13 protein-coding genes are annotated in these 12,534 nt (G+C 32.7%); 7 read left to right on the top strand and 6 right to left on the bottom strand.

From position 1 onward, the window contains the following. The first annotated feature begins 3 nt into the window (after nt 1-3). The 4 genes from THEYE_RS08805 (at nt 4) to aroD (ending at nt 2,970) form a co-directional block, all read left to right on the top strand. A complete protein-coding gene (locus THEYE_RS08805; RefSeq protein WP_012545801.1) occupies nt 4-1,554 on the top strand; it encodes an alkaline phosphatase in 1,551 nt (516 codons plus the stop codon). 18 nt (nt 1,555-1,572) lie between these two features. Next, nucleotides 1,573-1,779 (top strand): metallophosphoesterase family protein, encoded by a 207-nt coding sequence (locus THEYE_RS08800; RefSeq protein ID WP_012545045.1) that lies wholly within the window; start codon nt 1,573-1,575, stop codon nt 1,777-1,779. Nucleotides 1,780-1,800: 21 nt separating this feature from the next. Continuing rightward, on the top strand, nt 1,801-2,184 hold the full coding sequence (locus THEYE_RS08795; protein ID WP_012546202.1) for a response regulator: 384 nt from the start codon (nt 1,801-1,803) through the stop codon (nt 2,182-2,184). Nucleotides 2,185-2,289: 105 nt separating this feature from the next. Beyond that, nucleotides 2,290-2,970 carry a type I 3-dehydroquinate dehydratase gene (gene aroD, locus THEYE_RS08790; protein ID WP_012545528.1) on the top strand — a complete coding sequence of 227 codons (681 nt, stop codon included), beginning with the start codon at nt 2,290-2,292 and terminating at the stop codon, nt 2,968-2,970. Between the two features lie 35 nt (nt 2,971-3,005). Here the strand turns inward: aroD and pstS (THEYE_RS08785) are convergent, their stop codons facing one another. Next, a complete protein-coding gene (pstS, locus tag THEYE_RS08785; RefSeq protein ID WP_012545084.1) occupies nt 3,006-4,016 on the bottom strand; it encodes a phosphate ABC transporter substrate-binding protein PstS in 1,011 nt (336 codons plus the stop codon). A 293-nt stretch (nt 4,017-4,309) separates the two neighbouring features. Here pstS (THEYE_RS08785) and THEYE_RS08780 point away from each other — a divergent pair, with 293 nt between their 5' ends. Both THEYE_RS08780 and THEYE_RS08775 read left to right on the top strand, forming a co-directional pair. After that, the gene (locus tag THEYE_RS08780) at nt 4,310-5,131 is read left to right on the top strand and encodes a respiratory nitrate reductase subunit gamma (protein WP_164924868.1); all 822 of its coding nucleotides are present in this window, start codon (nt 4,310-4,312) and stop codon (nt 5,129-5,131) included. A 10-nt stretch (nt 5,132-5,141) separates the two neighbouring features. Then, entirely contained in the window at nt 5,142-6,746 is a 1,605-nt protein-coding gene (locus tag THEYE_RS08775; protein WP_012545333.1) for a (Fe-S)-binding protein, read from the top strand. 133 nt (nt 6,747-6,879) lie between these two features. Here THEYE_RS08775 and pstS (THEYE_RS08770) read toward each other — a convergent pair whose 3' ends face one another. Beyond that, the gene (gene pstS / locus THEYE_RS08770; RefSeq protein WP_012545952.1) at nt 6,880-7,911 is read right to left on the bottom strand and encodes a phosphate ABC transporter substrate-binding protein PstS; all 1,032 of its coding nucleotides are present in this window, start codon (nt 7,909-7,911) and stop codon (nt 6,880-6,882) included. A gap of 235 nt (nt 7,912-8,146) precedes the next feature. On the opposite strand from pstS (THEYE_RS08770), the gene phoU reads away from it, so the two are divergent. Continuing rightward, the gene (gene phoU, locus THEYE_RS08765) at nt 8,147-8,851 is read left to right on the top strand and encodes a phosphate signaling complex protein PhoU (RefSeq protein WP_012545517.1); all 705 of its coding nucleotides are present in this window, start codon (nt 8,147-8,149) and stop codon (nt 8,849-8,851) included. Nucleotides 8,852-8,855: 4 nt separating this feature from the next. Here phoU and THEYE_RS08760 read toward each other — a convergent pair whose 3' ends face one another. The 4 genes from THEYE_RS08760 to THEYE_RS08745 are packed head-to-tail and all read right to left on the bottom strand — an operon-like array spanning nt 8,856 to nt 12,522. Beyond that, entirely contained in the window at nt 8,856-9,776 is a 921-nt protein-coding gene (locus THEYE_RS08760; RefSeq protein ID WP_012546165.1) for an ABC transporter ATP-binding protein, read from the bottom strand. Nucleotide 9,777: 1 nt separating this feature from the next. Continuing rightward, complete coding sequence (locus THEYE_RS08755; protein WP_012545969.1) at nt 9,778-10,056, bottom strand: HU family DNA-binding protein; 279 nt, start codon at nt 10,054-10,056, stop codon at nt 9,778-9,780. A 14-nt stretch (nt 10,057-10,070) separates the two neighbouring features. Further along, on the bottom strand, nt 10,071-10,928 hold the full coding sequence (gene sppA, locus THEYE_RS08750; RefSeq protein ID WP_012545082.1) for a signal peptide peptidase SppA: 858 nt from the start codon (nt 10,926-10,928) through the stop codon (nt 10,071-10,073). Beyond that, nucleotides 10,918-12,522: a 30S ribosomal protein S1 gene (locus THEYE_RS08745; protein WP_012546647.1), complete on the bottom strand. Its 1,605-nt coding sequence runs from the start codon at nt 12,520-12,522 to the stop codon at nt 10,918-10,920. Before THEYE_RS08745 ends, sppA begins: the two co-directional genes overlap by 11 nt. Between the last annotated feature and the right edge of the window lie 12 nt (nt 12,523-12,534).

Below are 12,534 nucleotides of genomic sequence, written 5' to 3'. Positions count from 1 at the left end.
ATAATGGAAAGAAGAGATTTCTTGAAAGTCTCTTTAGCAAGTTTTATAGCTCTTATGGCTTCATCAGAAGAAATTTTTGCAAAAGTTACTGATTCAACCAATTCTGGTGCAAAAGGTGTAATATTCGTAGTTGGAGATGGCTGGCCATTGGGAGTGATGAAAGCTATGAATGAATTTATGGAGATGAAGTTTAAAGAAAAAAGCAACCTCTCAACTCTTATTAAAAATCCTAAGACAAGAATTTTACTTCAGAATACTTCTTCTTTATCTTCAGTTGTTACTGATTCTGCTCCTGCATCTGTTGCTTGGGCAACAGGTTCAAAGACGGTTAATAGAAGCTTGTCAGTTTTACCCGATGGAAGAAATTTAAAAACTATATTTGAGCTTGCGAAGGAAAAAGGGCTTTCCTGTGGATTTGTAACCACAACAAGAGTAACTCATGCCACGCCTGCTGCATGGTATAGTCATAATTCTAATAGAGACGATGAGGATAGTATCGCTATTGATTTACTAAATGCGGATTTAGAAGTAGCAATGGGTGGTGGTGATAGATTCTTTAATAGAGATAAAAGAAAGGACAAGAAAGATCTCTATGGGATGTTTTCTTCAAAGGGGTATAGAGTAGTTAAATCTAAGGAAGAATTGATTAGCAGCATTTCCGATGAACGCCCTATTCTTGGCGTTTTCAGTTCATCTCACATAAGTTACTTTGTTGATAGAGTAAATGATGAAAAACTGAACAAAAAAGAGCCATCTTTACCTGAGATGACCGCAGTGGCACTCCAAAAATTATCCAGAAATAAAAAAGGATTTGTTCTTCAGATTGAGGCTGGAAGAATTGACCATGCCTGTCATGCAAATGATGCTTATGCTGCTATGATGGACTGTTATGAACTGGATAAAACTATCGGAGTAGTTGTGGATTTTATTAACAAAAATCCTGATGTTTTATTGATAGTTACCTCAGATCATGGTAACTCAGGTTATGGAATAAACGGCACAGGTCCTGAATACAATGATGCCACAGAGGCTTTGATGAATTATAAAAACAGGGCTTCTTTTGAATATATGATTAAGACGATGAAAAATCAGGATCTGAAAGCTGTGAAAGAAATTTTTGAGAACTATACTCAACAAAAAATCGCTTCAGAGGAAGCAGAAGAAATTTATAAAAAATTAAATGAAAAAAGAATGGTAGTTATCAATGACATATGGTATGAGCCAGAATATACAATGGGGAGAATTCTGGCAAAAAGTATATATGAGTATGAAAACGAGAAACTCATAAAACCAGCTAAAAAAAGAAGAGGTAATGTGGGTTTTACTTCAACAAATCATACTGCCGAAGACCAGCTTGTTATTGTTTACGGAGAAAAATTTTACGAAGGAGAGTTAAAAAACCTTATAGATAATACTGAACTTTACAATTTAATGTGTAATTATTTAGCATTCAATTACTTAAATCCAAAAATGGACAGACAAGATGCTATAGCCTATGTTAAGGCTATAAGTTATATGGAATGGGAAAGACATCTTAGACTTCACATATCATAGGTTTAGTAGAGTAAATATATGAAAATAGCTATTCTTAGTGATATTCATCGTAACATTGAAGCATTAAAAGTTGCTCATGAAACAGCCATTAATGAAGGCGTTGAAAGGATTTATCATCTTGGTGATTTAAGAGATTATGCGCCTTTTGTAAATGAAGTAGTTAATTTTCTGATTGAACATGAGATTCCAGGTTTTCAGCCATACTTTGGCAAAAATTTCTATTAGGAAAATAAAGGAGGCTTAAAAATGAAAAGAGGTAAGATTCTTTTAATTGATGACAATGAAGTTGATTTACATTTAACAAAAATTCTTCTTGAGAAAGTCGGTTATACTGTATTAGAAAATCAAGGTTGGCTTGGTGTTACAAAGGGTATTAAATTTTTAAATCCTGATTTAGTGCTTCTTGATGTAAACATGCCTGCATTATCAGGTGATAGTTTATATGATTTGATAAGTACCTATATCAAAGCACAAAAAATTCCAGTTTTATTTTACTCTTCTATTGATGAGACGCATCTTAAAAAACTTAAAATTATGAAGGGTGTTACAGATTACATTATTAAAGGTGATATTTTTCAGCTTTACAAAAAGATATCGCTTTATATCAAAAAGAAACAACAGTTTAACTGAAAAGCGGTTAGCAGCCCCACCCCTCCTACAGAAAGCCCTGGGCTTTAAATAATGCTCAGGGCTTAATAATTTGAATTATAGCTTTCTTAGCTGTTAAACTTTAAAATGCTTTTGCAAAATATACCTGCCATAGCAGTTGTGCTCAAAGACAAGGATGTTTTGTCTATTCCTAAGGAAGAGTTAAAAGGTGCTGATCTTATTGAACTCAGGGTTGATATGTTTGAAAAGACAGAAAACATTAGCGATATTTTTGAGACAGCAAAAAGAAAATATAACCTACCTCTGCTTTGTACAATAAGATTACCAGAGGAAGGAGGCAAAAGAGAAATAAAGAATAGAGTTGAAATATATCAGGCAGTTATACCCTTTTGCAATTTTTTTGATATTGAGATTTTTTCCAATGAAGCTCCTTTTTTAAGACAATTGAGTATTAAAAACAATATAACTTTAATCGGCTCTTATCACAATTTTATAAATACTCCATCTATGGAGCAGCTGGAAGAAGTTTTTGATAGAGGCAAAACCATGGGAATGGACATCATAAAAATAGCTACTATGGTAAATGAAAAGAAAGACATAGAAACTTTGTTATATTTTACTCTTAGACATAAACTGGATAGAATAATTGTTCTGGGGATGGGGCAGAAAGGAATCCCATCAAGAATAATAAATCCTGTCTTTGGCTCAATGATAACATATGCAAGTCTTAATGAAATTTCTGCTCCAGGGCAGATTCATTTAAAAGATATGGTTCATATTTTTAAAGTTATGGGATTAAGAGGGTAACCTGAAGCGAAACTCCGCTTCAGGTTGAAAATTCTTTATTTTATATAAGATTTCCAGTATGTTCTTATTTTATCTTTTAAATTCTTGGGCAGCGGGACATAATCAAGTTTTTTTGCAGTGTTGTCACCATTTTGAAATGCCCAGTCAAAGAATTTTATGACGGATTTATTGACATCATTTTTTTCCCTTGCAAGCAGAATATAAGTTGCACCTGTAATAGGCCAAGCTTTTTTGCCTGGTGCATTTGTCATCCAGGCATAGAAATGATTTTTTGCATCAAGATGAGCAGAAGCTGCTGCTTCTGCAAAACTTTCAAAGTCTGGAGCAACAATCTGTCCAGCAGAATTTTTAAGCCTTACTACAGAGAGTTTATTCTGTTTTGCATAGGCAAACTCAACATAACCAATTGAATAGGGAGTTCTTTTTACATAGTTAGCTACTCCTTCATTACCCTTACCACCAAGTCCTGTTTTCCAGCTTACTGAAGTTCCGTATCCAACATTATTTGCCCATTTTTTACATGCACTGCTAAGATAATGAGTAAATATAGCAGTTGTTCCAGAACCGTCGGAGCGATGAACAACTGTGATGGGCTTTGCTGGTAGATTTAGTTTGGGATTAAGTGCTTTAATTTTAGGGTCATTCCATTGCTTGATTTCACCAAGAAATATTTCGCACATTGTAGTTCCATCAAGAACCAATGCATTAGAAGAGACTCCTGGAATATTTACAATTGGTACAACTCCACCTATTACCGCAGGGAACTGAAGAAGTTTTGATTTTTCAATTTCCTCAGGTTTCAATGCCATATCAGATGCACCAAAATGAACAGTTCTTTCAGTAATCTGTCTTATTCCACCACCTGAACCAATTGATTGATAGTTAACCTTAATTCCTGTGGCTTTATTGTAAGCGGCAGCCCAACTTGAATAAAGAGGATAGGGGAAGGTTGCACCTGCGCCATTAATCATTTCAGCAGAAGAAGAGATAGAGAAGCTTAATAAAATAAACAATAAAACCAATAAAGCCAATTTTGTTTTAATCATGAAATCCTCCTCAAATATTGATATTTTTTTATTTTATCACATAGCTGTAGCTTTCTTTTGCCCTTTTAAAAATGAATTCATAGGTATTTTTTAGTCAATAAGGACACAGTTAAGGTTTTATTTATGCCGCTTATACTATTGCTTAAAAATTATATTGATTTTTAAAAAAAGTTTATTATATTATTTATTTAATTAATAAAATTATATAAAAATTTTATATGGAGGGAAATATGGCTACATTGCTCAATTTGATAGCATTGTTGTCCCCATTTGTATTGGTAATAGGTATTGGTATGAAGTTTTTTAAGATCTCAAGAATGCCATTAAATATCAGATGGGAGATATATCCTCTTCCATCTGCAAAAAGGGAAAGATGTCAAGGTTCCTATATGGAAGAAGTTGACTGGATAAAAAAGAAGCATGAAAAAGGTTTATTTGGTGAGTTTATTGAACCTTTTAAAGAAATATTTTTTCTTCATAGAGTAAAAAAATTCAATCTTTATGGAATATGGACTTGGTCAATTGCTCTTCATTGGGGTGTCTGGTTGTTGTTTTTGTGGAACATTCTGATTTTAATAGCCTTTGTGTCTAATAGTATGAATCTGTCAAAAATTATTTTTTTACCTTATTTATCATGCTTTCTTGGTATTGTGGGGACTGTCGGACTTATTCTAAAAAGAATTAACAATAAAGAATTAAAACTCTATACCTCTGGAATTGAATACTTTAATTTAATCTTTTTATTTGTTATTTTTATCAGTGGATTATTGATGATTTATAGAGAAAATTCTACATTGGAGGCTTTATTGTATGTAGAAAGTGTATTAAGTTTTAATCTTTCCATATCAGAATTCCATCCTTTTACATTAATTCATTTTTTGCTCTTTGAAATTTTTCTTATTTATATACCCTTTTCAAAATTTTTTCACGGTCCTGTAAAATTTTTTACATTCCATAAGATTTTATGGGATGATTATTATCAAAAGAAAGATTCTCCTGAAGAAAAGAAAATATTGCAACAGCTAAATTATAAGGTTAACTGGGCTGGTCCTCATATTCTGCCAGAACAAACATGGCTTGAAAATGCCAGAAATACAAATCTTCATGAAAAATAGGAGGATTAAGATGGAATCATTAAGAGAGTTTGCAAAGGAAACAAAGGAGTCTTTAGTAAAAATAGAAAAAGAGAACTTAATTTCTTTAGCTCCATATATAGATGAAGAGAATGATTTTAATAATCCACCAGATGAATGGAGAGAAAAATATAATCTTTCCTTAGATGGATTTTCTGGATTTCCTTTTCCCGAGCCTTCTGAGGAAGAAAAAACAAAGATAATAGAAAAATTTCTCAATGGTATAGAAAAACTTCTAAATCCTGAATCAAACTGGACATTTCTTAAACCTTTTTCCCTATCTTTAAAATATTGTGTTAAATGCAATACTTGTGCTGAGGCTTGCCATGTTTATATAGGAAGCGGGAAGAAAGAAATATATAGACCAAATTTTCGTTCTGAAATTCTAAGAAGAATTTATAAGAGATATTTCACTCCCAGCGGAAAACTATTAAAATCTTTTGTAGGAGCTGATATTGAAGCTACTTACACAGCAATAAGAAGACTTTTAGAGCTTGCTTATCGTTGCACACTGTGCAGAAGATGCGTTCTTTACTGCCCTGTTGGAATAGACAATGGATTGATTGCAAGAGAACTGAGGAAGTTGTTCAGTCAAGAACTTGGAATGGCACCTGTAGAAGTTTATAAAAAGGGGACAAGATTGCATCTTAAGACAGGCTCATCAACAGGGATGGGACCAACGGCATTTAGGGATATAATTAAATTTATTGAAGAGGAAATACATGAGAAAATAGGCAAAAAGATTACTATTCCTGTTGATAAAAAAGGAGCTGATATTCTTTTGCTTCACAATGGAGGTGAATATCTTGCCTGGCCAGACCATATTGCAGCATTTTCTATATTATTTGATTTAGCTGGGATAAACTATACTTTAAGTAGCGAAACTCTTGGTTACGATGGCGTAAATTATGGAGCATGGTATGATGATGTGGAACTTGCGAGAGTTGGATTAAGACATCTCCAGATTGCTTATGACCTTGGGGTAAAAAAACTTGTAATAGGAGAATGCGGACATTCTCATAAGGTTTACACTATCATTTTTGATAGAATTTTGCCTGCGAGTTCTCCTTTATGGAATATTCAGAGAGAATCCTGTTTACCACTTATGTGGGAAATCGTAAAAAGTGGAAGAATAAAGTTTGATCCTATGAGAAATAATTTTCCAGTTACAATGCACGATTCTTGTAATATTGTGAGACTTATGGGAATTATGAATCCGCAGAGGCAGATTATTAAGGCTCTTACACCCGGGACATTCAGAGAGATGAATCCTAACTGTTCATATAACTACTGCTGTGGTGGCGGAAGTGGATTTGCAATAATAAGATCATTGAATTTCCCTGTGTGGAAAAATAAGGTTTCAATAAGATTAAAGACAAAACAGATTTTAGAAACATTTGATGATGTTTTAGATAAGAATATTCCTAAGCTTGTAGTTGCTACTTGCTCAAATTGTAAAGGCGCTATAAGAGACATGATACACACTTACAGATTATTTGATAGATTTAAAATAAACTACTCGGGACTTGCAGAGTTGATTGTTAATGCTATTGCAACAATACCACCATTTTTGAACTTGGAGGAACTACCAGAATAATTACAAAGTATTATCCTGCTTTATGAAAAAACTATGAACAAGTTTTGAAAGAAGTAAAAATTAAATAAACAGGAGATTTCCTGAAATAAAAGAGAAAGCCCAAAGCATTATTTTGCTTCGGGCTTTCTCTTTTTTATTTGATATAAAGTCCCCAGTATGCTCTTATTTTGTCTTTTACATTTTGAGGCAGTGGGACATAATCAAGTTTTTTTGCAGTGTTATCACCATTTTTAAATGCCCAGTCAAAGAATTTTATGACGGATTTATTAACATCATTTTTTTCTCTTGCAAGCAGAATATAAGTTGCACCTGTGATAGGCCAAGCTTTTTTGCCTGGTGCATTTGTCATCCATGCATAGAAATGATTTTTTGCATCAAGATGAGCAGAAGCTGCTGCATTGGCAAAACTTTCAAAATTGGCTTCAACAATCTGTCCAGCAGAATTTTTCATTTTTGCAGTGTCTAATCTGTTCTGGACAGCATAAGCAAATTCTACATATCCAATTGAGTAAGGAGTTCTTTTAACATAGTTTGCAACACCTTCATTTCCTTTTCCTCCTAAACCAGTTTTCCAGTTTACAGAAGTTCCATAACCAATTTGGTCAGCCCATTTTTTGGATACGCTACTTAAATAATGAGTAAATATGGAAGTGGTTCCTGAGCCGTCTGACCTATGAACCACAGTAATAGGTTGATCGGGTAAATTAATTTTTGGATTTAATGCTTTAATTTTAGGGTCATTCCATTTTGTAATTTCTCCGAGAAATATCTCTGCGAGTGTAATTCCATCTAAGGTAATTTTTTTACCTTTAATCTCAGGGACATTGATTATAGGAACAACTCCACCTATTGCAGCAGGGAACTGAATAAGTCCTGCTTTTTCAAGCTCTTCAGGTTTAAGAGGTAAGTCTGAAGCACCAAAATGAACAGTTCTTTCAGTAATCTGTCTTATTCCACCACCTGAACCAATTGATTGATAATTAATTTGGATACCTGTTTCCTTATGATAAGCGGCAGCCCAACTTGAATAAAGAGGATAGGGAAAAGATGCACCTGCGCCATTGAGCATTTGAGCAAAAGAAGATATAGAGAAGCTTAACAGAATAAACATTACTGCAATTACAATAAAAAACTTACTTAAAGTTAGACTTTTTAAACATTTCATGAAGCCCTCCTTATTAAATTTTTTTTATTTTTTATAGTATAGAATTCTAATGTTACAGGGAATTTACAATGATGTTAAATTTTTGTTACAAAACAATTGATTAAAAAATAAACTTCTATTTCTCTTCCGATGATTTCATATTTTTATGACTAAATATAGAAATATTTATAGATTCAATGCTATCCAATAAAAAGGCTAAATTGGTATAATAGCAAAAGATGATAAGGAGGTAGAGATGGGAATTTTAGACAATGAATTAAGAAAATTAAAGGAAAAAATCCTTATTCTTGGATGTCTTGTTGAAGAGGGAATCAGAAAATCTGTTAAGGCATTAATTGATAGAGATATAGACCTTGCTAAGCAGGTTATATCAAGAGACAATCTAATTAATGGACTTGAGGTTGAAATAAATGAAGAATGTATCAGACTTATTGCACTAAGACAGCCAATGGCTAAAGATTTAAGATTTATAACTACTGCAATGAAAATATGCACAGACCTTGAGCGTATGGGAGATTTTGCAGTAAATATAGCAGAAAGAGCAATTGAACTTGCACAGGAGCCTTTTTTAAAGCCCTTTGTGAATATTCCCAAAATGGCAGAGATAACTGAAAGCATGGTAGAGGATGCCATTAATGCCTTTGTAAAGGAAGATGTGGATTTATGTTATGAGGTTATTAAAAGAGATGACCAAGTTGATGAATTATTGGAGAATAATCACAATGAATTATTCGGACTCATGGTAAAAAATCCAGATATTATTCCTCTTGCTCTTAAAAGAATGTTTATCGCAAAATATCTTGAAAGAATATCAGACCATGCAACAAATATTGCAGAAATGGTAATTTATATGGTAGAAGGGAAAATGATTAGACATACATTTGTTACAGAAGAAATTCATAAACTTTGTCTTGAAGATTTTATGTCAAGGCAGAAATAGAAAATCAATCTAACCAACATCTACTCCAATGTCCAGATGCTACTTCATGAAGGTATGGAGGTTCAGCTATACATTCATTTCTTTTGTAACTGCATCGCGGGTAAAATACGCATCCTTCTGGTAAATTTTTAAGGTCTGGGATATTTCCAGGAATGCCTTCTATCTTTTTACCCTCTCTTGGTAAACAATTCAAAAGAGCTTTAGTATAAGGATGTAGAGGATTTTTAAAAATTTCTTCAGTTGAACCCATTTCCATAATTCTACCTGCATATAGAACCATAACTTTGTCTGCATATTCACCAAGTATGTTAATGTCATGAGTTATCAAAAGCAATGCTCTGTGTTCTTGTTTAACGAGTAAATAAAGAAGATCAAGGATTTCTTCTTGGACAGTTACATCCAATGCAGTTGTAGGTTCATCAGCTATGATAAGCTCTGGCTCACATGCAACAGCCATTGCTATCATTACTCTCTGTCTCATTCCACCTGATAGCTGATGAGGATAACTATTAATTGTATGCAATATTTTAAGTTTATGAAATAACTCTTTTGTTTTCTCCAGAGCTTCTTTTTTGGATAATTGGTAGTGATAAATAAACATTTCTGCAACTTGAGAGCCAACTTTAACGACGGGATTCAGAGAAGTCATTGGGTCCTGAAATATACAGGAAATATGTCTTCCTCGCAGTTTCCTAATTTCAGATGTATTCAGATTTAGAATATCTTTATCTTTAAATATTAATCTACCATTAATTCTGAAATGTTCAGGTAAAAGATTTATTATTGATAAGCCAGTGAGAGTTTTTCCACTACCACTTTCTCCAACAATAGAAAATATCTCGCCTTTTTCAATACAAAAATTGATATTGTCTATAATAATTGAATTTTTATAAAAAATCTTAAGATTTTGAACCTGCAGAAGCACTTCACTTATTTAAAGCTTCCTTAAGAGCTTTGCTCATTTTAAAATTTATTGCTCTCTGTGTAGGGACCTTAATCTGTTCACCTGTTTTAGGATTCCTTGCAATTCTTTCGGGCCTTTGTTTCACTTTAAAATTAGCAAATCCTCTTATTTCAATCTTTTCCCCTCTTGACAGAGTTTCTATCATGCAATCAAAAATCATATCTATTATTGTCTCAATTTGTTTTTTTGTTAAAATATCCACTTTTTTAGAAACCCTTTCAATTAATTCTGATTTTTTCATACATATCCTCCTTATCAGTTTTGTGATGTTGGTGAATATAGATAATATACCTGCATATAAGGTAAAATCTTTTTTACCAATGACTCAGTATTCCCTTTTAAAAAGTCAATTAATAGTGTTGATTTCTTTGTTACTATCTCTGGCTCACCTTTTATTTTAGCAAGTTGAGCAGCTATCTTTATAGCATAATCAAGATCACCTATCTCATCCACAAGTCCGAGTTCTTTTGCTTTTAATCCTGTGAATACTCTTCCATCTGCTATTTTTTTAATATCTTCAACAGGAACTTTTCTCCCTTCTGCAACAGCTTTAATGAATTGTTCATGCACATCATTTGTTAATTTTTGTAAAATTTCTTTTTCTTCATTCTGTAAAGGTTTGAAAGGTGATGTAATATCTTTGTATTTACCACTTTTTATTACCTCTGCCTTAACTCCTATTTTATCAAGTAATCCTTTAATATTGGGTATTTCTATTAATACGCCTATTGAGCCTGTAAGTGTCCCCGGATTAGCAATAATTTTTGTGGCTGGACAAGAAATATAATAGCCTCCTGATGCTGCAATAGAACCCATAGATACAACAACTGGTTTGGATTTAATTGTTCTTTTTATTTCTTCGTATATTTCCTGTGATGGAACAACAGCGCCTCCTGGGCTATCCACTCTTAAGACAATAGCTTTTATTGAAGGGTCTTTTCTATACTGTTTAATCTCATCTATTGATGGTTTAGAATCAACAATAATACCCTTAATGTTAACAATAGCTACCTTACCTGCAGTAAGGCTGCTTTCCATGATTGTTATTAAAAAGCTTATTAAAATAAGCGTTCCTATAATAATAAAGAAAAATTTAAGTTTTTTATTCCTCATTTTCGTCTATCTTTTTCATACTGAGTCCGATTTTTCTTTTTTCCTTGTCCACTTTTACAACAATTACCTTTATTTCATCTCCTTCTTTTACAGTTCGATTTTTGTCAATTTCCGAATTATAAACCAGCCCTTCTACGATGCCTTCAATATCAACAAATAATCCATGTTCTGTCTTTTTAATAACTTTGGCATTATAAATTTCACCGATTTTGAATTTTTCTGGAATTTCTTTAATCCATGGATCTTCGGAAAGTTGTTTTATTCCTAAGGAAAGTTTCTCTTTTTCAGGTTCAAGACTTAAAATAACAGCATCAACCTTTTGTCCCTTTTTAAAAATTTGAGAAGGATGGTCAATATGTTTTGTCCATGATATATCAGAAATATGAATAAGTCCGTCAACTCCTTCTGGAAGTCTAACAAATATGCCAAAATCTGTTATTGTTTTGACTTTTCCAGAAATTCTATCACCCACTTTGTATTTTTTAGCAACAACTTCCCATGGTTTTGGTTTCAGTTGCTTAAAACTTAAAGAAATTTTTCTGTTTTCCCTATCAATATCAAGAACTTTTACATTTATCCATTCATCTACTTCTGCATAGTATGTAGGATGCTTTGGAGCTATCCAGTCAAGTTCGCTTACGTGAACAAGTCCTTCAACTCCTTCTTCAAGTTCAACAAAAAGACCAAAGTCTTCAACTCTTGTTACCTTACCTCTTACTTTCATGCCTGGATGATATTTTTTGTCAATATTTTCCCACGGATCAGCCTTCTTTTGCTTGTATCCAAGTGTTATTCTTTCATTTTCAGTATCAGCCTTTAAAACTATAAATTCATATTCAGAGCCTATTTCAAAAAACTGAGAAGGATGTCTAACTTTACCCCAGGATATATCTGAAATATGGAGAAAACCATCTAATCCACCCAAATCAACGAAAACTCCATAGTTGGTTATATTTTTTACAGTACCTTTTATTTTTAGCCCTTCTTTAATTTTTTCAGATATTTCTTTTTTCATTTTTTCTTTTTCTTCCTGTAGATATGCTTTTCTTGACAAAATTAAGGAAGTTTTAAGATTTCTCCACTGTCCATAAAGATTCTTGGGGGGTTCAATTTTTTCTATTTTTACTTTAAAGGTTTTTCCTACATATTCATCAAGATTTTTAGGTTTTCTAATCTCAAGTAATGATGCAGGTATAAAACCGTTTATACCATAAAAGGATGTTAGAACACCTCCTTTTGTTTTCCCTGTAATCTTTACTTCAACCGGTAATGCTTTTTCATAAGCATCCATAAGAATTTCCCAGCCTTTTATTTTTAATGCTCTATCTCTTGATAAAGATATTATTCCCTGTGCATCGTCTATTTTTTCAATAAAAACTTCTATTTCATCTGCTTCCTTTATATTTTTCAGTTCTTCTTCTGAAAACTCATTAAGTGGAATAATTCCTTCAAATTTATATCCTACATCTACTATTACTCCATCATTTCTTACTCCCATTATTTTTCCTTTTATAATTTCTCCCCTTTCTATGTGAGAAAGTGATCCCTCATAGAGACTTTCCAATTCTTGCTTTTCGCTAAGCTGATTCTGCATGGTCCTGTTCCT

The sequence above is a fragment of the Thermodesulfovibrio yellowstonii DSM 11347 genome, assembly GCF_000020985.1.
In the GTDB taxonomy this organism is placed as follows: Bacteria; Nitrospirota; Thermodesulfovibrionia; order Thermodesulfovibrionales; family Thermodesulfovibrionaceae; genus Thermodesulfovibrio; species Thermodesulfovibrio yellowstonii.
This window is presented reverse-complemented; position numbering and strand designations above follow the sequence as displayed.